This window comes from Leeia speluncae (assembly GCF_020564625.1).
Classification (GTDB): domain Bacteria; phylum Pseudomonadota; class Gammaproteobacteria; order Burkholderiales; family Leeiaceae; genus Leeia; species Leeia speluncae.
Map to the genome: position 1 here is coordinate 1 of NZ_JAJBZT010000011.1, position 25,966 is coordinate 25,966.

The 25,966-nt window shown below is 43.1% G+C and carries 21 protein-coding genes; 15 read left to right on the forward strand and 6 right to left on the reverse strand.

Going from position 1 to position 25,966, the window contains the following annotated elements; translation table 11 throughout:
- Window positions 1–62: 62 nt before the first annotated feature.
- On the reverse strand, window positions 63–746 hold the full coding sequence (locus LIN78_RS15535) for a sterol desaturase family protein (RefSeq protein ID WP_227181779.1): 684 nt from the start codon (window positions 744–746) through the stop codon (window positions 63–65).
- Between the two features lie 397 nt (window positions 747–1,143).
- On the opposite strand from LIN78_RS15535, the gene LIN78_RS15540 reads away from it, so the two are divergent.
- Genes LIN78_RS15540 through LIN78_RS15555 form a run of 4 tightly spaced genes read left to right on the forward strand, consistent with a single transcriptional unit; the run spans window position 1,144 to window position 5,050 of the window.
- Window positions 1,144–1,695, forward strand: coding sequence for a HutD family protein (locus tag LIN78_RS15540; RefSeq protein WP_227181780.1), 552 nt, complete (start codon window positions 1,144–1,146; stop codon window positions 1,693–1,695).
- 12 nt (window positions 1,696–1,707) lie between these two features.
- Window positions 1,708–2,445 (forward strand): electron transfer flavoprotein subunit beta/FixA family protein, encoded by a 738-nt coding sequence (locus LIN78_RS15545; protein ID WP_227181781.1) that lies wholly within the window; start codon window positions 1,708–1,710, stop codon window positions 2,443–2,445.
- 27 nt (window positions 2,446–2,472) lie between these two features.
- Window positions 2,473–3,402 (forward strand): electron transfer flavoprotein subunit alpha/FixB family protein, encoded by a 930-nt coding sequence (locus tag LIN78_RS15550; protein WP_227181782.1) that lies wholly within the window; start codon window positions 2,473–2,475, stop codon window positions 3,400–3,402.
- Between the two features lie 10 nt (window positions 3,403–3,412).
- Entirely contained in the window at window positions 3,413–5,050 is a 1,638-nt protein-coding gene (locus LIN78_RS15555) for an electron transfer flavoprotein-ubiquinone oxidoreductase (protein WP_227181783.1), read from the forward strand.
- A gap of 71 nt (window positions 5,051–5,121) precedes the next feature.
- On the opposite strand, the gene hutG is transcribed toward LIN78_RS15555, so the two are convergent.
- Window positions 5,122–5,913 (reverse strand): N-formylglutamate deformylase, encoded by a 792-nt coding sequence (gene hutG / locus LIN78_RS15560; protein ID WP_227181784.1) that lies wholly within the window; start codon window positions 5,911–5,913, stop codon window positions 5,122–5,124.
- 149 nt (window positions 5,914–6,062) lie between these two features.
- On the opposite strand from hutG, the gene LIN78_RS15565 reads away from it, so the two are divergent.
- Window positions 6,063–7,253 carry an NAD(P)/FAD-dependent oxidoreductase gene (locus tag LIN78_RS15565; RefSeq protein WP_227181785.1) on the forward strand — a complete coding sequence of 397 codons (1,191 nt, stop codon included), beginning with the start codon at window positions 6,063–6,065 and terminating at the stop codon, window positions 7,251–7,253.
- A 69-nt stretch (window positions 7,254–7,322) separates the two neighbouring features.
- Here the strand turns inward: LIN78_RS15565 and LIN78_RS15570 are convergent, their stop codons facing one another.
- Window positions 7,323–8,600 carry a DUF3422 family protein gene (locus tag LIN78_RS15570; protein WP_227181786.1) on the reverse strand — a complete coding sequence of 426 codons (1,278 nt, stop codon included), beginning with the start codon at window positions 8,598–8,600 and terminating at the stop codon, window positions 7,323–7,325.
- A 252-nt stretch (window positions 8,601–8,852) separates the two neighbouring features.
- On the opposite strand from LIN78_RS15570, the gene pruA reads away from it, so the two are divergent.
- The 9 genes from pruA (at window position 8,853) to LIN78_RS15625 (ending at window position 21,040) form a co-directional block, all read left to right on the forward strand.
- Window positions 8,853–10,463, forward strand: a complete 1,611-nt coding sequence (gene pruA, locus LIN78_RS15575) for an L-glutamate gamma-semialdehyde dehydrogenase (RefSeq protein ID WP_227181787.1) — start codon at window positions 8,853–8,855, stop codon at window positions 10,461–10,463.
- A gap of 120 nt (window positions 10,464–10,583) precedes the next feature.
- Complete coding sequence (locus tag LIN78_RS15580) at window positions 10,584–11,555, forward strand: ABC transporter ATP-binding protein (protein ID WP_373307776.1); 972 nt, start codon at window positions 10,584–10,586, stop codon at window positions 11,553–11,555.
- Between the two features lie 25 nt (window positions 11,556–11,580).
- Entirely contained in the window at window positions 11,581–11,721 is a 141-nt protein-coding gene (locus tag LIN78_RS15585) for a hypothetical protein (RefSeq protein ID WP_227181789.1), read from the forward strand.
- Between the two features lie 23 nt (window positions 11,722–11,744).
- Window positions 11,745–13,028: an ABC transporter permease gene (locus LIN78_RS15590; RefSeq protein WP_227181790.1), complete on the forward strand. Its 1,284-nt coding sequence runs from the start codon at window positions 11,745–11,747 to the stop codon at window positions 13,026–13,028.
- Window positions 13,029–13,032: 4 nt separating this feature from the next.
- Window positions 13,033–13,863, forward strand: a complete 831-nt coding sequence (locus LIN78_RS15595; protein ID WP_227181791.1) for an ABC transporter permease — start codon at window positions 13,033–13,035, stop codon at window positions 13,861–13,863.
- Between the two features lie 17 nt (window positions 13,864–13,880).
- Window positions 13,881–17,612: a proline dehydrogenase family protein gene (locus LIN78_RS15600; protein ID WP_227181792.1), complete on the forward strand. Its 3,732-nt coding sequence runs from the start codon at window positions 13,881–13,883 to the stop codon at window positions 17,610–17,612.
- 77 nt (window positions 17,613–17,689) lie between these two features.
- Window positions 17,690–18,670: a LysR family transcriptional regulator gene (locus tag LIN78_RS15610; protein WP_264474651.1), complete on the forward strand. Its 981-nt coding sequence runs from the start codon at window positions 17,690–17,692 to the stop codon at window positions 18,668–18,670.
- Between the two features lie 158 nt (window positions 18,671–18,828).
- Entirely contained in the window at window positions 18,829–19,833 is a 1,005-nt protein-coding gene (locus LIN78_RS15615) for an Ldh family oxidoreductase (RefSeq protein WP_227181793.1), read from the forward strand.
- 226 nt (window positions 19,834–20,059) lie between these two features.
- Entirely contained in the window at window positions 20,060–21,040 is a 981-nt protein-coding gene (locus LIN78_RS15625) for a LysR family transcriptional regulator (RefSeq protein ID WP_264474652.1), read from the forward strand.
- Between the two features lie 67 nt (window positions 21,041–21,107).
- On the opposite strand, the gene LIN78_RS15630 is transcribed toward LIN78_RS15625, so the two are convergent.
- From LIN78_RS15630 to LIN78_RS15640, 3 genes are all read right to left on the reverse strand, one after another.
- On the reverse strand, window positions 21,108–22,232 hold the full coding sequence (locus LIN78_RS15630; protein ID WP_227181794.1) for an FAD-binding oxidoreductase: 1,125 nt from the start codon (window positions 22,230–22,232) through the stop codon (window positions 21,108–21,110).
- Between the two features lie 8 nt (window positions 22,233–22,240).
- Complete coding sequence (locus LIN78_RS15635) at window positions 22,241–23,491, reverse strand: aromatic ring-hydroxylating oxygenase subunit alpha (RefSeq protein ID WP_227181795.1); 1,251 nt, start codon at window positions 23,489–23,491, stop codon at window positions 22,241–22,243.
- 139 nt (window positions 23,492–23,630) lie between these two features.
- On the reverse strand, window positions 23,631–24,545 hold the full coding sequence (locus LIN78_RS15640) for a LysR substrate-binding domain-containing protein (RefSeq protein WP_227181796.1): 915 nt from the start codon (window positions 24,543–24,545) through the stop codon (window positions 23,631–23,633).
- 279 nt (window positions 24,546–24,824) lie between these two features.
- Here LIN78_RS15640 and LIN78_RS15645 point away from each other — a divergent pair, with 279 nt between their 5' ends.
- Window positions 24,825–25,895, forward strand: a complete 1,071-nt coding sequence (locus LIN78_RS15645; RefSeq protein ID WP_227181797.1) for an ABC transporter substrate-binding protein — start codon at window positions 24,825–24,827, stop codon at window positions 25,893–25,895.
- Window positions 25,896–25,966: the final 71 nt, after the last annotated feature.

The window sequence follows — 25,966 nt, forward strand, 5'->3', positions numbered from 1 at the left end:
GTGGTTTGTGTTTATAAATATGGTTGAAAATGTAAACCGCCGTCTCAAATTCTATACGCAGTTCACTTTTCTTTGGCACGCTTCTTATGCACATCCGTGAACATCAGCATGTCTGTGATTCGGTTTGAATTTGCATCATCAAAGCCAAGTGTTTGTTCTCTCTCTTCTGGGTTTACCCATGTACCAAATAACAGATCCAAAATCGGTAATCCGTAATTTTGGGCATGATGTCCATATGCATGATGAACTGTGTGCATTTCTGGTCTTTGAATAAAGTAACCAATCCATGTTGGCGTTTTTTGGTCGCTATGCAAAAACAGATCAAACACTCCTGTTAATACCAGCGCAATTGCTGCAGCAAATGGTGAAGCACCTAGCACCATATAGCTAGAAAATGAACTTATTAGGATGGCGGCAGCTGAATCTAGCGGATGTGCAAAAAATGCCGTTAACGCTTCTACGCGTTTTGCACTGTGATGAAGTTGATGAAAAACTCGCCATAAGAAATCAAAACGATGCGTTGCCCGATGCCACCAGTAAAAGATAAAACTGGTTAGCGTAAAACTAGCTAAGCCTACAATGGCATCTGGCCACTGCTTCGCAGCTGTCACTAAGGCATGTTCTTTAATTTGCCCTTCAAATAGATAACCAATGCCCAATGTAGTAAGTACAGTGAAAACCCCCAGTCCGCTAGAAATGATTAACCAACGCCGATCGCAGTAGTTCTTAGATGCAGGGGCAATCACTTCTCTGCAAAAAATGGCAACAAAGATCAATGCGATTAGTGGATAGGTATAAAACTCAATCATTTTTTGGGGAAATAATTACGTGAGATTGGTGACTATTTTAGCGGTTACAAGAAATATGCTGTTGATCTTTTTTGATGTCGGCTTTGGATGAAAACAATCTTTCTAGCACCAATTAGAGAAGACTTTTAATTTTTTATTCAACTAGCCTTCTTCTTGATCCCCTTCCCCTCAGTATCAGCGCGACTAATCAAGATTCTCAGAACAAGATAGATCATTCCTTCGTACGCCTTAGAACTGTGAAAAACAGTTTTTCAAAGATTTAGTATTAGATTTTCTTATGCAAAGTCTGCTGGCGTAGTCAATCTCTAGAATCCTTAAAAAAGGAGCGAGAACCATGCTTGACGTATACAGCATTCACAAAGCAGCACCAGTGCGATGGAAAAATGGCTTAGGAAAAACCAGATTACTCTTTAGTGGTAATTCTAGTCAATCGACCAGCGTCAGAGTCAGTCTCGCATTCTTTAATAAGACCGTTGAGTTCTCTCAGTTTCCAGGTATTCACCGGACAAGCATCTTGCTGAATCACAGTGATATTCAACTTGATTTTGAAGATGGTGAATCTGCAAAGCTCAATTACCTCACTCCCTTTCGCTATAAAGGTGATCGAGCATTGTTGGGTAATGTGATATCTGGTGAACCCAATATTTTTAATGTGATGTCGGAGTCAGAAGCGATTCGGACAGACGTTATCACCATTGAGAATGTTGGTTCGCTCGGCCCTGGGAAGTTCGTTTGTATGACATTAAATGACATTGAAGTGAACTGTGATGGAGAACTTAAGCAAGTGACGGCAGGCAATATGCTGATGATTGAAACTAATCAAACCGCTGAGATTAGATCAATTGAAGACAGTAAAAAATCACGATTGATTGTTGTGACCATTTAAAGGATTACAGAAATGAAAGTTCTGGTTTGCGTTAAAAAGGTAGTGGATTCGAACGTTAAAATTCGCGTTAAGGCCGATGGCTCTGGCGTGGATGTGAATGGCGCAAAAATGAGTATGAATCCATACGATGAGATTGCTATTGAAGAAGCCGTTCGTTTGAAAGAAAAAGGGATTGCAACTGAGGTGATTGCGATCACTTGTGGTGATCAAGGTGCGACAGAAACATTACGTAATGCTCTCGCCATTGGTGCGGATAGCGCAATTTTGGTGGATTCTGGAAATGATCTTCAGCCATTAGAGATTGCTAAAACCTTATCTAAAGTAAACGCTACTTTAAACGCAGATCTGATTTTCTTTGGTAAACAAGCGATTGATGATGACTCTAATCAGACAGGCCAAATGTTTGCTGCATTAAACGACTTCCCACAGGCAACCAATGTGTCTGAAGTTTCTGTTGCGGATGGATTCGCGACGGTTAAACGCGAAGTTGATGGCGGTATTGAAAACGTCAAACTTCAGTTGCCAGTCGTATTAACCAGTGACCTACGCCTAAATGAGCCTCGCTTTGTTACGTTGCCAAATATTATGAAGGCGAAAAAGAAAGAAATTAAAGTGATTGCGGCGGCTGATGCTGCGATTGCTAGCACCCCTCGCCTAACGGTGAAAAATTATTTCGAACCGAAAGGTCGCGAGCCAGGAATTATCTTGTCTTCAGTGGAAGAGCTGATCGAAAAAATCAAGAAATCCTAATTTTTATTCCGAGTCGAGGTGAAAAAAATGAATGCTTTAGTTATTGCAGAAGTAAAAAACAAAGAAGTAAAACTATCAACCCACGCTACGATTAGTGCTGCACTAAAAGTTAGTTTGCAAGTGGATGTGTTGGTGATTGGTGATGATGTTGCTTCAGCCGCCTCTTCTGTGGCTGCTTTGGCTGGCGTGCGTAAAGTACTTACCGCTACAGACGGAAAGTTTAAGCATTTGCTAGGTGAAGACGTTGCTGCTGTTGTGGTTTCTGTTGCCAGTAATTATCAATATATTTTTGCGCCAGCGAATGTATTTGGTAAAGACTTTATGCCACGCGTGGCGGCTAAACTTGATGTTAGCCAAGTTTCTGATGTGGTCGAAATTATTGATGCAAAAACCTTTGTGCGTCCGATTTATGCAGGTAATGCATTTATTACCGTTGAATCCAATGATGCGATCAAATTAATTACTGTCCGTACAACGGCTTTTAGTACTGAGTTGGCTGCAGGTTCTGCAGCAGTTGAAGCGATTGCCATCCCTACCCTATTTGCTAAAAAAGAAATTATATCGATTGATGAAATTAAGAATGATCGTCCAGAGCTAAATACCGCAAAAGTGGTGGTATCTGGTGGGCGTGGGCTAGGTTCTAAAGAGAACTTTGATGGCTTGTTGCTTCCGCTTGCTGACAAGCTAAAAGCGGCATTAGGCGCCTCTCGTGCGGCGGTAGATGCCGGTTATGTTCAGAATGATTTACAGGTAGGTCAAACCGGTAAAATTGTTGCGCCAGAGCTTTATATTGCGATTGGTATTTCTGGTGCGATTCAGCACTTAGCGGGTATGAAAGATTCGAAAGTGATTGTTGCGATCAATAAAGATAAAGATGCGCCAATCTTTTCAATTGCAGATTATGGTTTGGTTGGTGACTTGAATGAAGTCATCCCTGCCCTGACGGCCAAGCTGTAAGGAGCATAGCATGAGTGAGGTAATGGAATATGATGTAGTGATTGTGGGGGCTGGTCCTGCGGGGCTTGCTACTGCAATTCGGCTAAAACAATTAGCAGAACAGCAGCAAACCGATATCAATGTTTGTATCCTTGAAAAAGGCTCGGAGCCAGGAGCGCACATCCTGTCTGGCGCCGTTATGGATCCTCAAGCATTGACCGAGTTATTGCCTGATTGGGAGGTTCAAGGGGCGCCTCTCAAAACTAAAGTATCTGCTGATGAGTTTCATTTTCTAGGCCAAAAAGGATCATACAAGTTACCTCACTTCTTGCTACCAAATTGCTTTCATAACGAAGGTAACTTTATTGTTAGCTTAGGGGATGTGACCAAGTGGTTGGCAACCCAAGCGGAAAATCTGGGTGTTGAGATTTTTTCTGGCTTTCCAGCACAAAAAATTGTGTATGGAGAGCAAGGTGAAGTAATTGGTGTGGAAACAGGTGCTTTTGGTATTAATAAAGATGGTACTGAAAGTGATGCATTCCAGCCTGGCATGGAAATTTATGGCAAATATACGGTCTTTGCTGAAGGCGCGCGCGGCCACTTAGGTAAAGAACTAATCAAGCAATTTGCGCTGGATAAAGACGCTGATCCGCAAAGCTATGGTTTAGGGATTAAAGAAGTTTGGGAAATTGCGCCAGAAAAACACCAAGAAGGTAAAGTGATTCATACGGCTGGCTGGCCGCTAGATCGTCATACTTACGGTGGTGCATTTTTATACCATGCTGGTGACAATAAAATTTTCATTGGTATGGTGGTTGGGTTGGGGTATGAGAACCCTCACCTTTCTCCATTCGAGGAATTTCAGTCACTAAAAACCCACCCGATGATTGCGAAGCTGCTTGAAGGGGGGAAACGAATTAGCTATGGCGCAAGAGCAATTGCAGCAGGTGGTCTAAATAGTTTGCCTAAGCTGTCGTTTCCTGGTGGAGTGTTAGTAGGATGTGATGCAGGCTTTTTGAATGCCTCTCGTATTAAAGGGAGCCATGCAGCCATTAAGAGTGGTTCGATGGCAGCAGAAGCCATTGCCAGTGCGTTAAGCCAATCACGCCAACGCGACGAACTAAGCGACTATGAAACCAGCTTTAAGCAATCTTGGCTTTATACCGAGCTTCACAAGGCTAGAAACTTTAAACCTTGGATGAATAAAGGTTTAGTCATTGGCACGCTAATGGTTGGCCTAGAGCAAAAGGTTTTGGGCGGTAAATATTTCTGGACGATTCACTCCCGGACAAAAGACGCTGCAAAACTCAAAAAAGCGTCCGACTTTGCCAAGATTGAGTATAAAAAACCAGATGGCAAACTCACCTTTGATCGATTGTCATCGGTGTATTTATCGAATACCAACCATAATGATAATCAACCGGTACATTTGCGACTGACTGATCCTAAAATTCCGGTCATGCATAACTTAGCGCATTACGCTGGCCCTGAAAGCCGTTACTGTCCTGCGGGTGTGTATGAGTTTAGTGAAGAGTCTGGTGATAAAAAATTGGTGATCAATGCACAGAACTGCTTACACTGTAAAACCTGTGATATTAAAGACCCTCTACAAAATATTACTTGGGTAACGCCAGAGGGCGGCGGCGGCCCGAACTATACTTCAATGTAAGTCTAAAAGCTGGATAGCGATAAAAACGCCTTGGTGTATGTTGCCAAGGCGTTTTGTATTTAGGGAAGTATCTAGATGATTGATAGCGATTGTTGGGCAGCTTCAATCAATAACTTAAGTGTGCGTTTCACTGATGGCGCTAAGGTGGAATTGAGTGCATAAGGAAATTGTTCACTCATATAGATTCGCTGGCTCATTTCCAGTTGTATCGCATGAATATTGTTTTCTGGTGATCCGTAGTTTCTGGTAATAAATCCACCTTTAAATCGCTGATTGGCTACGTAGTCTAGGGATAGTTCTTTTGCCATGTCTAAAACAGATGCTAAAACCCTGCCGTCGCATGACTTTCCATCCGCAGTGCCAAAGTTAAAGGCCGGTAATTGCCCTTCAAACAAAAATGGAAGCTCACTGGCAATAGAATGTCCTTCCCATAATAAAACATGGCGATGGATGGATTTTAAGCGATTCAGCTCGTCTTGAAGGGCTTGGTGGTATGGGGTCCAAAAATCATAGATGCGAGATTGGATCTCGCCTTCGGTCAGGATCGATGCATCTTTATACAGCGGTGCCCCCATAAAGGTGGTAGCAGGACATAAACCCGTTGAGTTTTTTCCTGGATAAAGGTTCTCGTTCTGATTGCTGCGGTTTAAATCAATCACATAGCGCGAATAAATTGGCGTAATGATCGAGGCGCCAATTTCTGAGAAAAAGTCATAAATCTCGCCTAAATGCCAGTCTGTATCCGGTAGGTATTTTGCGTCATCTGTTAGCTGTTCGCGGATTTCATCGGTTAACCGCGTACCAATATGCGGCAATGAGATGAGAATGGGCGCTGTGCCTTGCGTCAAATGGTAGCTCTTCATGGTTTCCTCCAAAAAATAAGAATTATTGTTTTGAGGGGGGCCAGAGGTCGCTGCATAAAGTTATCTTTAGTTTAGGATAAGCTTTGCTTATGCAGTCGGCCTAAATACAAGGTAATCCTATGATGGCACCAATCTAATAGGAGATTGGTATGAACCAGAATTACGATTACATTGTGATTGGCGCAGGGGTGATTGGTACTTCTACCGCTTTTCATTTGGCAAAACTTGGAGCAAAAAATGTACTGCTGATTGACAGAGGCCAAGTGGGTGAAGGAACAACCTCTCAGTCTTCTGGTATTTTAAGAACTCACTATTCAGTGGTTCAGAATGTGGAAATTGCTAAGCATTCTTGGAATGTATTTAAAAATTTCAGCGAATATCTGGATGACCCAGAAGCTTCTTGTGGATTAGTGAAATGTGGTTACATGATCACTTCTCCTGATAATGACAAATTATCTCCTTTAAAAGCTGCGTTAGAAGCCCAGCGCAATATGGGTATTCAAGTCGATTTTCTTTCGCAAGATCAGGCAAAAGAACTACTACCAATTGCCCAGTTTGGCGATTCAGCTCTAATTGGTTATGAACCTGAAGCCGGTTTTGCGGATGCGTATTTGGTCGCTAGCTCATTTGCTGCCGGTGCTCGCAAGCGTGGTGTTCATGTCAAACAAGGCGTTGCAGTGACTGGTTTGATTAAGCAAGGCAATAAGGTGGTGGGGATTAACACGACCGAAGGTGATTTCTTTGCTTCGCACATTGTTAGTACACAGAATATTTGGTCTGGCGTCTTGAAAGAATGGACAGGTATTGATATTCCGCTTGTACCAGAACGCCATGCTGTGATGTCGCTAGAATGTTCTGGCGCAGCATACACCTATGACATGCCGGTTTATAAAGATTTGGGTTCTACAGGTATGCTGTATTGCCGAAGCTATGGTGGTAACCAGATGCTAGTGAGTGAAGGTATTGTTGGGGATTCACTCAATAATCCTGAAACAGAACAGGCTGATATTCCACTCGATTACGTGGTTGAGGTGGGCGCGCAAGTGGCAGAGCGTTTCCCAGCATACGAAGCCGCTGGTTTAGCGTCTTCTTGGACCGGTGTTTATGATGTAACGCCAGACTGGAACCCTGTAATGGGATTCTTGCCAGGCATCGAGAACTTTACTTGCGCATTTGGCTTCTCTGGTCACGGCTTCAAGTTATCACCGGGTGTGGGTCAATTGTTAGCGCAACAGGCAATGGGTCTTGATACAGAGATCGATCTCGCACCATACGCTTATGATCGCTTTGCAAAAGGCTCTTTGTTGACTGGTAAATATGGTTTAGGTGCAGTTTCTTAATCAGCAATTCTCTCCTTACTCTGCTGATTGTGCCCGGGTGTCGTACTCCGCCCGGGCATTTTTTTATGCTTAATGCACTTTAATCTTTTTAATGGCTAAAGAATGTTGATAAACGACATACACGGTTGGAAATAGCAATATAAATTCTGCTACTTCAACATCTACTTCTACGCCTAAATGATGTAGTGCTTTTAAGCCGACACCAATCAGGTTAACGATGTAATAGCTAATTGCCGCTACTGACAACCCCTCTACAGCTTTTTGCATGAGTAGTTGCGAGGTTGCCGTCTTATTCATCCCTTCTAGCAGTGAGTTGGTTTGCTTTTCTTGCACCAAATTCACTCTTGTTCGTAGTAAATCTGCCGCTCTGGAAACGTTCTTCGCTAATTGTTCGTGTCGGACGACAATCGTTCTGCAAGTATCGATGGCGGGTTTTAACCGGCGATCCATAAATTCGCCAACGGTTGGGTAGCCTTCTATGCGCGTTTCTCGCAACTCTTGAATCCTGGAACGAACAATATCATCGTAAGCAATAGAGGCAGAAAAACGTGAGCTGTGATGGTAGTACTTATGAATTTTTGCAGAAAGACTGGTTAATTGGATGAGTAGATCAGCATCTGTTGTGGATTGTCCAGAATCAATGAGTGAAATAAAGTTAGATAATTCAGATTCTAAATAGAATAATTCTTGCGCCATTTCTCTTGCAATTGGTAAGGCCAATAGCGCCATCATTCGATAATCTTCAATCTCTAATAAACGTTGTACGGCTCTGCCGAGCTGTCTTTCTCGGAAATCAACATCGTAAACCACCATATTGGAAAATCCATCTGTATTGACTTTCCAATCACAAAGTACCTCTCCTCCACTCAATATATGCGAGTTCACTAATAAGCGGCCATTAAAAATCGAATGAATAAGGGCCTCTTTATCCGAATGGTCAGATTGATTTAAAGCAAAGACTCTTACAGCACTGATAAGACTTGTTTGAATTGAGTTAAACCAGTCGGAAGGAAGCCAATCTGAGAAATTGCCCTTAAATGTACTCGAAGAACTTTCCTTTAATGGGAATACAAAAGAGAAACTAGAAAATTCTGTATGTCTTGACCACTTTATCGTGAATGCATTGGTTTCAAAGAAAAATGCCGAATAAATAATAGGTGGAGGAGTAATCGATAGAGAAATACAGAGTTCATCTAGTAAGCGTCGATGCACTTCTGGGTTCTCTGAATTAAATATTCCTAAGTGAATGATGACGGAACGTTGAGAAATTTTTAGAAACGGCCTTGCATGGACTTCATTGGCTAATTGCAAACGAAGTGGATGATTTTTTTGTGAGGATAATTCCATGATTCATTTCGAAGGAATGTCTCTTGTGTTTGTTATGTGACGATTGAGGAAATGTAGGTAGGTAAAACAGATGGAGATTATTCGATGCCCTACTCTCTCATTGGTTTGTATTAAACAAACTAATACTAAGTATAAGTACGCATTGCTCTGAGGGGTTTCAAAATAGCGGTGATCTATTCTACGCAAGAGCTAAAAACCGATCGTACTTGAGCGTGGTTTTTTTAAATATTTTTGTTTGTTAGTGGAGTAATTATGAACTCTGTACCAACTATCCCATATCCTAAAAATGACCCGGAACTTTCTTTCAAAGAAGGCCTACCACAAACGGTAAAGCTGAAAGAACAGTTAGCCAATACAACGGTTGTCGATATCCCTGCCGTGATTGGTGGCGTGAAATACTTCTCTGAAGACATCATCGAGGTTCGCCCTCCGCATGATCAGAATCGCGTGATTGCACGTATTCATCGCCCTAACAAAGAGATGATCGAAAAAGGGATCGCTGCATGTGCAGATGCTTCTAAAGAATGGGCAAACACATCATTTGCTGATAAAGCTGCCATTATGAATCGCGCAGCTGAAATCATCGACAAGAAAAAGCGTATTGAAATTGCTGCGGCAACCATGTTGGGCCAAAGTAAAACCATCGACCAGGCAGACCCAGATAGCGGTAATGAACTGATCGATTTCTTACGCTTTAATGCGTACAACGCACAGCGCGTATATGCAGATCAGCCACTAACAGTGCCAACCGCATTAAACCGTATCGACTGGCGCCCGCTAGAAGGTTTCGTGTATGCAATCTCTCCATTTAACTTCACTGCTATTGGCGCGAACCTAACAACTGCTCCGGCCATGATGGGTAACACCGTATTGTGGAAACCAGCAGAGAAGGCCTCTCTTGCTAACTACATTTTCTATCAAGCACTAGAAGAAGCTGGTCTACCACCTGGCGTGATCAACTTTATGCCTGGTAAAGCAAGTGAAGTGTCTGCTGCAGCATTAGGCTCTAAAGATTTGGCTGGTATTCACTTTACTGGCTCATCTGAAGTGTTCCAAGGCTTGTGGAAAGGTGTTGCGGAAAACCTATCTCGCTTCAAGAGCATTCCTCGTATTGTTGGCGAAACCGGCGGTAAAGACTTTGTCCTTGCTCACGCTTCTGCTGATGCTGATGTTGTTGCTATCTCTCTCGTTCGTGGCGCTTTTGAATATCAAGGTCAGAAATGTAGCGCGGCATCTCGTGCTTATGTTTCTGAATCGCTATGGCCAGCAGTGAAAGAAAAAATGCAGGCAATGTTGGCCACACTAAAAGTGGGCGATGTTGCAGACCTATCAACTTTCATGGGCGCGGTGATTAGCAAAGAATCTCACGAAAAGCTGACTGCACGTATCCAGAGCGCAAAAGACGATCGCGAATGCAAGATTGTTTATGGCGGTAAAACATGGAAAGAGCCCGGCTTTTTCGTTGAACCAACAGTCATCGAAGTCAGCAATCCAAAGCACAACCTCATGGAAGAAGAGCTATTTGGCCCAGTGCTCACCGTGTATGTCTTTAAAGACGAAGCATGGGATGACGTATTGCAACTAGTAGATAGCACTAGCCCATATTCATTGACTGGTTCTATTTTCTGCACCGATCGCTACAAGCTGGTGCAAGCAGAAAAAGCGCTAGTAAATTCAGCCGGCAACCTCTACATCAACGACAAGCCAACCGGCGCCATGATTGGCCAACAACCATTTGGCGGTACTCGTGCAAGTGGTACGAATGACAAGGCTGGCTACTGGCTGAACCTAATGCGTTGGGTGTCTCCACGTACCGTAAAAGAGTCTTATTTTGTCGATCCAAACTGGGTTTTTGGTCAATAACTAGTAGGTACAGAAATGACTAATATCGTCTCGTTCAAAAGTGTCCAGAAGACATACGACGGAGAAACTCTCGTTGTAAAAAATCTGAATCTGGACATTAAACGAGGGGAATTTCTCACCATGCTTGGCCCTTCGGGGTCTGGCAAAACCACTTGTTTGATGATGTTGGCGGGATTCGAGACCGCCACTCATGGTGAGATCCTCTTGGAAAATCGGCCAATTAACAGAATCCCACCAGAAAAACGCAATATCGGGATGGTGTTTCAGAGCTATGCGCTATTTCCACATATGTCGATTGCCGAAAACTTAGCGTTTCCACTCAAGCTAAGAAAAGTTTCTAAATCCGACATCGACAGCAAGGTTAAGCGTGCACTAGCGATGGTCAATATGGACCGTTTTGCTTCTCGTATGCCAGGCCAACTCTCTGGTGGCCAGCAGCAGCGTATTGCGGTTGCTCGTGCATTGGTGTTTGAACCATCGATTGTGTTGATGGACGAGCCATTAGGTGCGCTAGACAAGCAACTACGTGAACAACTGCAGTTTGAAATTAAGCGTATTCACGAAGAAAGCGGCCTGACAGTAGTGTATGTCACCCACGATCAGAGTGAAGCGATGACCATGTCAGATCGCATTGCGGTCTTTAACAATGGTGTTATTCAACAGTTAGCAACGCCAGCGAAGTTATATGACTCACCTGAAAATGCATTTGTCGCCAATTTCATTGGTGAGAATAACGACATTACTGGGGTTGTTCGCCGTATTGAGTCAGGAAATTGCATCGTAGATTTAGATGGCCACGGACAAATCCATACAGGCAATTTTTCTAGTGTCTCAACAAATGAAAAAGTCTCTATTTCTGTTCGACCTGAAAAGGTGTTGATTGGATCAGATATGGGGTCTGTTTCAAATCGTTTTACTGCAAAAGTCACGGATCTTATTTATTACGGAGATCACACACGCGTCATTATGAATGCATGTGGAAAAGATGGCTTTGTAGCAAAAATTGCCAATAACGGTAACCCAATTAATTTCGGAATTGGCAGTTCAATTGAAGTAGGTTGGTCGGTTGATGGTTGTTGTGCTTTGAAGTAGTTATTTACTTGATAGAGGAAGAGTCATGAAAAATAGCGGCTTAGAAAAATTCTTGCCAACTGTATCTGACAATCAAAAAAGTACTTTAAAGGTTGATCCTCTTTTCTGGGCTGACAATGCAGGCGCACTGAATCAGAAATTTGCGGTTTGGCTTGGTCGTAAGTAATTAAATACTAATTGAGGGGGGCGGTGCCTACCGCAAAACTGATGAAGATGATTGATAGTCCATTAGCAGAAAAATTATATGCATCAGAAGCTAAAGTGCTTAAGAGGAACCTACGTAGATCTGAGCGCTTTGGATTGCTTAGGGCACTGCTTCTTATTTTTCCATTGTTTGTCTTTTTATTACTGACCTTCATTCTTCCGATTGGCAGTTTATTAATGAAGTCGGTGACCGATGATGTAATTCCGACCGAGTGGCCAGCACTAACGCAATCGCTTGGCGCATGGGAACCCGCTAAAAAGCAATTGCCAGACAACCAGACCTATCTGAATCTGGTGGCTGACATGAAAAAGTCAGTGGATAACGATGGGAATAGCCGTGTAGCTAGTCGGCTTAACTTCCAGCAATCTGGCATGCGTTCATTAATCATGAAAACGGCTAGACATTTAGATAGTTTAGACCTGACTAACCCCAAACAAGCGTTGATCGATACCGATGAACGCTGGGGACAAGTCGGCACTTGGACCATTATCAAGTTTTCATCTCGTAGCCTAACGTTTGATTATTTCTTAAATGCGTTTGATTACTCAAGAGATGAATTTGGCAACGTGGTTCACAACGCACCTGCTGACAGTCTTTATCAAGATGTCTTTGTTCGTACCATTGTAGTGAGTTTAACCGTTGCTGTGTTGTGTGTGCTTATTGCTTACCCTGTGGCTTCATTTTTAGCCGCATTGCCAAGCAAATACAGTAATCCACTCATGATCTTGGTGTTATTACCGTTCTGGACTTCGTTCCTTGTACGAACCACCGCTTGGATTGTGATGCTTCAAACCAACGGGCCAATTAACCAGTTCTTACTGGAATTAAGTCTCATCGCCAAGCCACTAGAGCTGATCTACAACCGTTTTTCAGTACTAGTTTCGATGACTCATATCTTACTACCCTACTCTATTTTGTCGCTCTATAGCGTGATGAAGGGTATTTCGCCGGTGTATGTGAAAGCTGCTCGTTCACTTGGCGCGGGCCCTATTAAAGCATTTTTTAATGCGTACTTTCCTCAGACCCTACCAGGGGTGGTTGCTGCAGGTATTTTGAGCTTTATCTTATCGATTGGTTATTACATTACGCCAGCCCTCGTCGGTGGTGCGGATGATCAATTAGCCAGTTATTACATCGCTAACCACGTCAATACAACACTGAATTGGGGCTTAGCTAGTGCACTTTCTGTACTGCTACTAGGTGGGGTGATGGTGCTTTATATCGTCTTTGTCCGCATGACTGGCGGCAAGGGCCTGAAACTAGGATAAGAACATGATGAATTTTCCTGCGTATACAAATTTCTGGGGAAAGCTAGCCAAGTACCTACACGTTATCTATGCCTTGTTGGTGTTGGTATTTTTGATTATCCCCATTATTGCGATTATTCCTTTGTCGTTTAATTCGGAGCCGTATTTTACCTATCCAATGCCTGGGTTTAGTTTGAAATGGTATGAAGCATTTTTTACCAGCCCAATTTGGATTGACTCACTAAAAAATACGCTGATCGTTGGCGTTATTTCAACCTTGATTGCCACGGTACTGGGGATTATGGCTTCTTTAGGTTTAATGCACCCAAGGCTACAGCGCCTCGCATGGCTTAAAGGGGTGCTGATGTCCCCAATGATTGTTCCACTCATCATTACAGCAGTTGGGGTCTACTTCGCCTTTAGTCCAATTGGGCTATCAAATAGCTTAACTGGCTTGATCTTAGCGCATGCGGCATTAGGTGTTCCGTTTGTGATTGTGACCGTTACCGCGACGTTAGCTGGTTTTAACGAGACGTTATCTCGTGCTGGCCGGATTTTAGGGGCTACACCACTCCAGTGTTTCTTCAAAGTGAAATTACCTTTGATTGCTCCTGGGGTAATTTCTGGCGCACTGTTTGCCTTTGCCACCTCGTTTGATGAAATCGTTGTAGCGATCTTCTTAACGAGTGCAGATCAACGCACGGTACCACGCCAGATGTGGTCTGGTATCCGTGAGCAACTTAGCCCGACGATTCTTGCAGTAGCGACCATCTTGATTGTGATGTCGACCATTATGTTGATCACCCTAGAGCTACTCAGAAGACGTACCGAACGAATCAGAACCGGCAGCCTGTAATTGATTAAGGATTGATGATGACTATTTCTGCAATGAGCAACGGCGCCGAGCTTGGTTTGCTCAAAGGTAAAATTGCTTTCGATAATGCTCAAGAAGAAGAGCTGATTATTAATCGTTTAATGAAAGAAGCAGAATTTTCTGCTGATGAAATTACCGATATTCAACTATTAGCAACAAAGCTGGCAGAGGGTGTGCGGGATGCTCGTACGACTGCTGGTGGCATTGATTTGCTGACACAAGAATTCTCGCTAGATAGCAAGGAAGGGATTGCGCTGATGTGTCTAGCGGAAGCAATGTTGCGCATCCCTGATACGGCGACGCGCAATAAGCTGATCCGCGACAAGATTGTTGATAACGACTGGAAATCCCATCTAGGCAAATCGCCATCACTGTTTGTCAACGCGACCGCATGGGGCCTATTGGTTACCGGCAAATTGCTTAAGAAAAATGACCACGCTAAATTAGCTGAAGCGCTGACTAGTGTGATTCGCAAAGGTGGAGAAGCGGCAGTACGTGCCGGTGTGGCTTACGCGATGAAGCTATTGGGTAACCAGTTTGTGACTGGTCAATCCATCGAAGAAGCCATTAAAGTGGCTAGCAAACGCGAAGAGCGTGGCTACAAGTATTCTTACGATATGCTGGGTGAAGCTGCCCTAACGGTAGAAGATGCAGACCGTTATTTCCGTGATTACTACCACGCTATCGAAGAAATCGGTAAAGCGGGTGGTGGTCAAGGCCCGATTGAAGGCCCTGGGGTATCCGTCAAAATTTCTGGCTTGCATCCACGCTATGAAGTAATGCAGCACGAGCGCGTCATTGAAGAAATGTACCCTAAGCTGCTTCAACTCGCGCAGTTAGCAAAGCAATTTGATATTGGCTTTCACCTAGATCAAGAAGAAGTGGCTCGTTTTGATCTGACCCTAGAGATGCTAGAACGCTTAGCCAATGAACCAAGCCTTGCAGGTTGGAATGGCTTGGGGATTTCTTTACAGGCGTACCACAAGCGTGGTCGCGCAGTGGTTGATTTTATCATTGCATTGGCGCGTGCTTCTAAACGCAAAATCTTAGTTCGCTTGGTGAAAGGCGCTTACTGGGATTCTGAGATCAAACGCTGCCAAAGCGAAGGATCCGTAAACTACCCCGTGTTTACCCGCAAAGTACACTCTGATGTGAGCTATGTTGCTTGTGCCCGTGAGTTATTAAAGGCGCAAGATGCGGTCTTTCCTCAATTTGCTACACACAATGCGTTTAGTATTGCTGCCGTATTCAGATTAGGCGCAGGTAATCAGTTTGAATTCCAATGCTTACATGGCATGGGCGAGAGCGTTTACGACCAAGTGGTTGGTAAAGATAAACTGGGCAAAGCTTGCCGTATTTATGCGCCAGTTGGTCCGCATGAAACATTGCTTGCCTACTTGGTTCGCCGCTTATTAGAAAACGGTGCAAACTCCTCATTCGTTAACCAGATTGTTGATCCTGCAGTCTCTATTGCCGAGATCGTTGCTGATCCAGTTGAAAAAGCAAAACGTACTAAAGGGTACTCACATCCTAAAATTGTGATGCCGCCGAATATTTTGCCGGGGCGCAAAAATGCGAACCCGCTTAATTTTGATTCTCCAGAATTTAGCGATGCATTTAGCAAACTAGCATCTGGAAAACGTTGCTTCAATTTTTGTGGTGAAGGTTCTGCTGCGAGTACTGTTGCTTTCAAAGCACCCAATTCGCTACAAAATATCGCTTATGAAGTGGATATCCCTTCCGCTGAGATTAGCCTTAGCCAATTGAATCAGTTTGTTAGCGAAACCAGTGTCGAAAAATTATCGTTAACGACAAAATCTGAAATTATTCGCCGATTAGCTGATGCGATTGAATTAACACCAGAAGTGCTAGGTAGCATTCTTGTTCATGATTTTGGCCGTACCTTAGCAGATGCTGCTATCGAGGTAAGAGAAGTTATCAATGTAATGCGCTTGCATGCGACACAAGCCGCCACTGACCAACAGTTGGTTACGCAAGTCTCTAAAGAGGCAGTGAGTGTGGTTTGGGCTTCTTTATCAGAAGCAGGATCATTATTTTCAGATCTTAGCCGTGCCTTCCTCACCAATGCAAAAGTGGCTTTATTGACAACGCCACAGTTAGTGCCGCTGGTAGACTATATCAATACCGCACTAATTGCGCTTTCGGCTGAAACGAAAAGCTTAGTGAATGTCGTTTGCATTCCTCGTGAAGGTCTAGCTTCAATCGTGCCAACTTTACGTGCAGACCGTGTAATTGTGAATGCCACAGATTTAGCTAGCTTAAATGCAATCAACGAATCGCTCAAACAAAGCCAAGGCCCAAGTCTAATTCAAAGTTTGATGACTAGCGCTAATGCAATGATTGTCGATAGCACGGCACTACCAGAGCAGGTGATTTCAGATGTGATGGTTTCGGCTTACGACTTTTCTGGTCAGCATGCCAATGCTTTGAAACTACTATGTATTCAGTCTGAGACAGCCGATAGCATTATTGCTATGCTGAGCAGCATGTTAAATGAGCGGACGATTGGTGCTTCAAACCAAGTGTCTACAGACATTGGTCCTGTCAGCGACCCGCAGACAGTTGTTGAATATGATGCGTATATTGATCATCTTAAAAAACGTCGCTTTAACGTATACCAAGCTAAAAGATACGACGCAGCTAAGTTAACAGGTTATTTCTGCAATCCAGCGATTGTAGACCTTGGCAGCATAAATGATCTGAAACAGGCCAATCTTAATTTGCGTGCGCCAATCGTACATGTTGTGCGCTGGCAATCAGAACAGTTAAACGAACTGCTTGATGTACTGAATCAGTCACTCAACGTGAATAGCATCTGTATTCATACGCGGATTAATGAAACGGTTGGGCAAATTTTATCTCGTTCAACGGCTGCATCCGTCTTTGTTAACCGGAATATTTCTCGTCGTGTTTCTGGTATGCAATTAAGTGGCACCGCTGGCAAACATAGTACCGGACCAAGCTACAACGGACCATTCGCGCTCTCTTCATTCGGACAGTTCCAACACTCAGAATGGGTAACTGACTCGTGTTTTCAGCGACCTACCATCATGAATAATGATAAATATTATGAAATGCCTCATGTGGATGAGAATGCAAAACTCACACCTAAGTTAACAAAGCTATTAGAAAATGCTGAGTCGCGTAAAGCTCGTTTAAATGACCTTTACCAGTTCTCCTTAAAGTACATTGGTTTTAACAATGTCTATCGCCAGTACTTATCCCAATTGATTGCAAGGCTATATCACTTTGTTGATAGCTCAACCCCAATTGCGCTTCCTTCCTTAACCGGTGAAGAAAATACACTGGAATTTATGCCAAAAGGCAAGGTCTTGGTAATGAGCGGCAATGAAGCCAGTCAGATGGGGCTGATTCTTAGTGCCTTTGCATTTGGTAATAAAGTCTTTGTTAAGAAGGGGTCTCTCTCTGAGGCGGTTGCCGCTGTACTCAAGTCATCTGACATTGTCTTGCTGGATCAATTGAATGAAACATCGGTGAACTTTGCAGAAATAGATTCTGCATTGATGATTGCTGGTGAACAAACAGATAGTGGGTTAGTCAGCCGACTTCGGATTGCTGGGTGCCCTGTGTTTGAATGTAGCCAAGACACCTTTAGTGTTCATCCATTTGTCAAAGAACGGGTGGTATCTATTAATGCGAGTGCTTCTGGTGGCAATACGCAATTGATGATCTTGTCTGAAACACCATAAAAAAGTAAGAGCCATGCAATGCATGGCTCTTACTTTTCTCTATCAGACCAATTCCCCCATATTAAAGGCCGCGTTATATGAACATCTGCCCTCCTCTAGATTTATTGCAGACGTGGGTGACTGTGGTTGAATTAGAGTCTGTATCAAAGGCGGCAGTACAGCTGCGTGTCTCGCAAGCAGCGGTATCTCAACATGTTAGATCATTAGAAGAAGTGATTGGCGTTGCATTATTAGATCGCTCTTTCCGCCCTGCTCGTCCTACGCCTGCCGGTATGCGCTTGTATCAAGATGCTGGATTGTTGATTGAGCATGCCAGTCAATTAATTAGCAATGCAAGAAATGTCATGCGGGCAAAGGGAACCACCGTCAAAATAGGCTGTGTCGATTCTTTTGCCGCCACCATTGGCCCTCAGTTGGTGAAAGGGCTGTCTAATTCATCGCTCAAAATTACCTTATGGACGGGTATTACCCCCGTTTTGGATGAGCAGATGAATAACCGTATGTTAGACGTGGCGATTACTACAGAAGGCTCAACGAAACGCGCGGGTATTAGCCGACAAAAACTGCTGACAGAATCGTATTTTGCTGTTTTTCCAAAAGATTTTCCTTTGCAGCCAGTAGAGAATCTGATTCAGTTATCCCACCGATTGCAGTTTATCCGCTATAGCGCACGCTCTGTGATTGGCGCACAAGTGCAAGCCTACTTAGACGGTTTAGGGGTAGAAATTGAACGCAATTTTGAATTTGATGCTACTGACCCCCTACTTAGTCTCGTTGCTGCAGGGTTGGGCTGGGCAATTACTACCCCGCTTTGTCTGTGGCAATCCAGACATCACTTAGAGAATGTAACGGTGATTCCTCTTAGTAGAATTCGTTCTCTGGGTAAACCCTGCCCTCCGCTTGAACGTAGCTTTTATATGCTTTGGCGAAAAGAAGAACTTCAAAAAATCCCTAGTTATGTAAAAGAAATTGTCTCTGAAGTTGCTGCTAGACAATTAACAAAAGAGATTGCTAGCACTTTAGGATTAGATGCTGATTCCATTTTTACATTTGATTAAGTAATTAGGTAGGAAAGAATAAACTGACTCATTGGGGTAATGTTTCTATCTTTATAAATAATTTGCCTCTAGAGAGAAATATCCTTTAACGTCTATATCAACAAGAATAATTAATTGAGGCGATAAATTATCGCTTATTTAGGAAATTGGTAATTATCATGCCTCATGTAGTGACGATTAGTTTAGAAAAAGCCCAAAGTTTATGTATCCAAGCAGCGATTTCTGCTGGTGCATCTGAGGCAGTTGCAAAATCCCTTTCATTTGCCACGGTTGCGGCTGAAGCACGTGGGCAAACCACCGTTGGTATCTTGCATTTCTTTGATTATCTAGATGCGATTAAAGATGGCCGCTTAAATGGTATCGCCTCGCCTAAATTTAGTTATCCAACCAAAGCGGCTGTAGTTGCCGATGCCGATGGGGGTATTGCGCAACTTGGTTTTGATCTTTCCTTAGAAAAATTAGTGAATATCACTAAAGACATTGGCGTTTCTATTTTTACCCAGGCAAATGCTTATACCTGTGGTGCGCTTGGATTCTACGCTGAACAACTGGCGGTCCGTGGTTTTATCGCATTTGGATTTGGTAACTCTCCTGCGTTAATGGCGGCAGGCGGTGCAAAGCAACGTATCTATGGCACCAATCCGTTTACGTTTGCTGCGCCTCAAGTGGATAAAAAGGTGCTATTGGTTGATCAAGCCTCTAGTGCTACGGCTTACGTCAATATTCGTGCCGCTGCAGAGGAAGGTAAAGCTTTACCTGAAGGTTGGGCAATTGATTCTGAAGGTCAACCAACAATTGATCCAATGAAAGCACTTAAAGGCTCTCTCCTTGCATTTGGTGGGCCCAAAGGTGGGAATATCGCATTGATGGTAGAAGTAATGTCTACTTTATCTGGGGCAAATTGGTCGATCGATGCACCATCCTTCTTAGAGGGAAATGAATCTCCACGTGTTGGTATGACAGTAATAGCCATCGAACCATCCCTCATCAATGAACACTTCACCCAGAGGCTATCTGATCATCTCTCGACGCTATCGACAACGTTTGGTGTATATATTCCAGGCGCTGAAAAGTCCAGTAAATTAGCAGAATCAATGGCGAATGGTATTAACATTGATTCTGAAATATATGCACGGCTATCCAACATTAAATTAAGTAATTAAAAATTAAATGAATAGTTTTTTTATTTTGATACGCATGTCTTATCAAATACGTCCATAAATAGGCTTGATTAATCTTAATTAAACCAAATAGACACCCTGCATTTTCATCAATTAGTATGACTTTTTTAGCTATTTTTTTATTGGATTGAGTAATTTATTATTGGCTTACTATCATCTTTACTTATGCTAAACTTGCTTTCTATTCCTCGAGATAGGCTGCTTGTTGATGAATTCTTGCCCTCCCTTAGACTTATTACAAACTTGGGTGACTGTAGTCGAATTAGAATCCGTCTCTAAAGCAGCTATTCAACTTCGTATCTCTCAAGCGGCTGTTTCACAGCAGGTTAGATCACTTGAAGAAATTATTGGTGTTCCTTTATTAGATCGGTCATTCCGCCCTGCCCGACCAACACCAGCAGGCATGCGTCTATATCAGGATGCGGGGTTACTAATTGAACACGCCAGTTTGCTCATAGGGAATGCACGTAACGTGATGCGAGCAAAAGGAACCATCGTCAAGATTGGTTGTGTTGATTCATTTGCTGCCACCATTGGCCCCCAACTGGTAAAAGGTTTATCCAACTCTTCCCTAAAAATCACGCTTTGGTCAGGTATTACTCCGGTACTAGATGAACAAATGAATAACCGCATGCTTGATGTCGCGATCACTACAGAAGGGTCAACGAAGCGAGCGGGAATTAGCCGTCAAAAGTTATTTACAGAAAACTATTTTGCGGTTTTTCCGAAAGATTTTGCGCTGCAACCGGTAGAAAACCTCATACAACTATCTCATCGCTTGCAATTTATTCGTTATAGTTCTCGCTCTGTTATTGGGGCACAAATCCAATCTTATTTAGATAATCTGGGCGTAGAAATTGAGCGTAACTTTGAGTTTGATGCAACCGACCCATTACTTAGCCTAGTTGCCGCTGGCTTAGGTTGGGCAATCATTACGCCACTTTGCTTATGGCAATCTAGACACCATCTTGATGATGTGACAGTTATTCCGCTCAATAGAATCCGCTCGCTTGGTAAACCATGTCCACCGCTAGAGCGCAGTTTTTATATGCTTTGGCGTAAAGAAGAGCTACAAAAAATTCCAAATTATGTAAAAGAAATCGTCAATGAAGTCGCTTCGAGACAGCTAACAAAAGAAATTTCTGCCAAGCTAAATATTGAAGAAAATCAATTGTTTACCTTTGAATAGTCCACTTTCAATGAGAACAATTGGATGATTAAATGCCCTAGTAGCAATCTAGGGCTATTTAATGTAGTTATAGTTCCAATACTAATTTAGGGGTAACTGGCTTACTACAACAAAGCAAGATAAATCCTTTGTCGATTTCTCGTTGCCGAATACCTCCTTGATGCTTCATTTCTACTTGGCCGCTCACCAATTTGGTTTTGCAGGTTCCGCAAACGCCTTGACCACAAGAAGAAGGTACTGGAACACCTTGTGATTTGATCATCAACATCAAATTGTCGGTTGATTTCACCTCAAACGTTTTACCTGATTTGGTCAATTCAATCTTGCAAGTATCTGGATTGGTTTCTGTCGTGACCGGCGTAACAGTTTCGATCGAAAAACTTTCCTGATGATACTGTTTTGCAGGAAATCCATGATCAAGTAACAATTTGTTTACATAAGACATGTATCCCGCAGGCCCACATACAAATACTTCTCGCTCTGCAAAGTCCGGAATGTGAGTAGCTAAAACCGCTGCATCTAGGCGACCAATTAAGCCATCATAATCACTTTTCTCCCCCGGTTGATCACAAATCGTGACTAGCTTGAAATGTGGGTTCAACTGAGTAAAACGGACTAATTCGTGATGAAAAATAATATCTTTGGGACTACGAGCATTGTGTACAAACACAATGTCTTTTTTGATGCCTAAGTCGGCATACGCTCTAGCCATTGACATCGATGGCGTAATTCCAGAGCCCGCAGATAGCAAAAGTAACTTTTCTGCTTTGATGCCAACAGGCGTAAATTCTCCTGCCGGATCAAAGGCGCCAACTTCGTCATCCACTTTTAGATGATCATGCAACCAATTGGAGATGAGTCCATCTGTCACCCGCTTCACTGTGATTGAAATGGAATGTGGTCGCGTAGGAGAAGAAGAAATGGTGTAACAGCGAGACACCATTTCTCCATTAATTTCTAACGTGAGTGTTAAAAACTGACCCGGTTCAAAGTAGAAACGCGCGTAATCGGGCGTGCTAAACGTAAAGGTTTTTACATCATGAGTTTCCTGCTGCACGGATCGACAAATTAAGGTGTGTCGCCCAGTGGTTTGAGCAGTAGGTAGAGGTAATTCCCAAGTAGCTGCTTGTAAAACTGGGTCAACCTTCGTTGACCCAGTCGCAGCCAAGTGTGTATTCACTAGCTGATTCATCATTCACTTCAAATATTGTGTGCTTCTAGACGACCGGTATACCAGTTTGCAAAACCTTCGACATACTGTTCAGAAAACTTAGAATATGGGCCTGGTTCATAACCTGGATCTTGCGTTCCGCTATGGTTGATCGCAACCAGTGCGGCGTCTTGCGCATTCGTCGCAGTCCAAACAGAAATTAGATTGTTCACATCGTAATCCACGCCTTCAACGGCATCGGCGTTCACCAACCATTTCGTACGAACAAGTGTTTTATCTGGAGAAAGTGGAATCAGGTACGACACCACCGCGTGATCGCTCATCACATGGTTCCAGCCACTATGTGTCCATAGGTGTGTATCACCTTGGTCTTTACGTGTCGCATTACCTAGTAATTTAGTGCAAGCCACTTTGGTGTCTGGTGTTTGGCTTTCGCCATGCCCTGCCATTACCAAGCGTTGGGTACGGAATAAGGTGGCTACATCGGGCGTTAACTTTTCCACTGGTTCACAGATCAGGCCATCTTTTTCCCAACTTGCTTTGTAATCTGCATTTTTCTTGCGATAAGACGCTAACGATTGTTGGCCTGCTTCGTCTAGTTCTTCTTCACAGTAACCAAAGTCTTCTGCGAGGAAGGTGGTGGTCAGTTCAGGATGTGTACCAGCACAGTGGTAGCACTCACGGTTATTCTCCATCACCAGTTTCCAGTTACCATTCTCGATAATCTCAGCTTCATAAGCGATTTTGGTATTCTCTAGTTGGTACGGAGCCAACCTTGGCAACATGGTTTCTTCTAGTGTTGCAATATCAGCAGGCGCTTCGTTGGCAAGGCAAATAAACACCAAACCTCCGACCACTTTGGTATGTACGCTCTTCAAACCTTTACACTTGTGATCAAAGTCTTTTCCCATTTGCGCTGCATGGAGCAAATCGCCATTTAGTTCATAAGTCCATTGGTGATAAGGACAGACTAATTTACCAATGGTGGCTTTCCCTGCTTCTTTGATACGTGCACCACGGTGGCGGCACACGTTGCGGAATGTGCGGACTTCATTGTCTTCATCGCGCACGATAATGACTGAAGATTTACCGATGTCGACAGTACTGACATCACCTGGTTCTGGGACATCTGCACTCACGCCAACTAGAATCCAATGTTTATGAAAAAAAACATCTACATCGTTTTCAAAAACATCTTGGCGGCTGAACAGCTCGCTAGGCATGGTATAGCCTGGCTGTCTGCTACGTAGAAGTTCAGCGTGGGATTTCACTTTAGACATCTTTCTCTCTCCTAAATTAACAAGCAACACAGATGGCATTCATCGTGTAAGCATTATTAGGAGCGCCTAAAAATTCCGTCAACGCGCTTTATTCTCATGTGACATTCGCTCAGGTAATGCGAAAGCTAAATAAGAAGGATTACTCTTGCTTCAACCAACTCATCACGTCATGAATAGTTTGGGTGATTTCTTGCCCGTTGGGTACGACTAGGTAATAGCTATCGTCTACCTTGACGGAATGTGGTGTTACTCTGACAAGTTTGCCGGTGGCAAGAAAATCTTCCACTAGCCGCCCCCAACCCAATACCACCCCTTGCCCATGTAATGCTGCTTGAATAGCATCGGTGTACAAACTACAACGCAAAGTATAGCGAAGCTTAGGTACGGAATAGTCATTTAAGTCGAACCATTGGTTCCACCCCATCCATCCTTCTAACGTTGAATCGTAGTCAATCAAGTCTGTTGAAGCTAACTCCACTAGTGAAGTGATATGCGGTTGATTATTGAGCCAAGAAGGTGAACATACAGGAAAAACTTCTTCATCAAACAGAAAGTAAGATTTTCCATCTGGCCATGTGCCATCTCCATAACGCACAAATAGATTCACCTCATCAGGATGTAATTCTGATGTAAACATTAGGGTTGCTAACCGTAGATGTATTTCTGGATATTCGGCTTTTAGTTCGGACAACCGAGGCAGCACATGGAAATGGGAAAACGCTGCTGTCGTACCGAGTACCACTTCTCGTTCATCTGCTTCTAACGCGAATTTATCAAACACACCAGAAATTTTCTGCAAAGCTGAGGCAACCACTTTGTTTAATTCTTTACCGGCATCCGTTAATTGAATGCTGCGATACCGCCGATAGAAAAGCGCCACGCCTAATTGCTCTTCCAGCGCTTTAATTTGTCTACTGACTGCCGCTTGGGTGACGCCCAATTCATGACTTGCTTTTGTAAAACTCGACAATCTGGCTGCAGATTCAAACTCAACTAATGCAGTTAAAGAGGGTAGCAAACGTCGATATCCTTTCGGATGAATTGAACCCTTCATGATGCTTACCCCTTTTGAATTAAATGCAGAGTGAAAACAATTATCAGCATCCCTGCATGACAACCTACCCTAATTTACATAACTGGTTGTGATGTAAACCATTAGATTTCGTTGAGTTACTGTGGTTGTTAAATTTGATGAACTACGCTGCACACTGAGTTTAAAGCAGAAATCTGCCCTAACTTTTACATGAAACGGATGCTAGATCATATCAATTTTTCAATTGAAATCTTGATACAAAGTCCTTCATAGATAGTTTCATTTTATAGGAGATGAGTCATGAAACTACAGAAAAGCACGTTGTCGATTATGTTGTCAGCCAGTGTATTTGCTGCTGGAACAGCCACTGCAGGTGAACTTACATTTACCTCTTGGGGCGGTTCGTATCAGGATGCACAAGAAAAATTAGCCGTAAAACCGTTTACTGAAAAAACCGGTACAAAAATTAAAATTGATACCTACAACGGTGGTATTGCACAGATTCGTGGCCAAGTTCAAACCAAAAATGTAACTTGGGACGTTGTCGACATGCAGTTAAGTGACATTATTCGTGCGTGTGATGAAGGTCTTTTAGAAAAGATTGATCCAGCAAAAGATTTAGCTGCTGGCCCAAATGGCGTGAGTCCAAAAAATGATTTCTTGCCAGGCGGTCTTAATACTTGTATGGCAGGAAATATTTCTTGGTCTACATCACTTGCTTACAACAAAAGTAAGCTTGCAAAAGCCCCAACCAAAGTTGCCGACTTTTTTGATCTGAAGAATTTCCCTGGAAAACGCGCACTGAGAAAATCTCCAGAAGGTGCTTTGGAATGGGCATTGATTGCAGATGGCGTGCCTGCTAATCAAGTATACAAAACCTTGCTAACTTCTAATGGTGTAGAACGCGCATTTAAGAAATTAGATACTATCAAGTCATCGATTGTTTGGTGGGAAGCAGGCGCGCAGCCGCCACAATTATTATCAGATGGCGAAGTGGTAATGACATCTGCGTATAACAATCGAATTTATTCAGCCATTACTAAAGACAATAAACCATTTGAGTTTTTATGGGATGGTCAGTTGCAGAATGTAGAAGGTTTTGCGATTGTAAAAGGCTCTAAAAATCTTGCTGAAGCAAAAGCCTTCATTAAAGCAGCAACAACACCTGAAGCATTGGCCGTTTTTGCAAATGAAACGGCTTACGGACCAATCCGTAAATCCTCTTTGCCTTTGTTAGACAAAAAAATCGCAAAATATTTGCCTACAGCCCCTCAAAACCAAAAAGGAGCACTAGCGGTTGATACCTTGTTCTGGGCGGATAATGGTGATGCATTGAATCAAAAGTTTGCAGTATGGTTAGGCCGTAAATAATTATAAATTTCCCCACTTGAATACCGATAACTAGTCTGGCCTCCCCTGATTAGTTATCGGTTTTTTCTTTT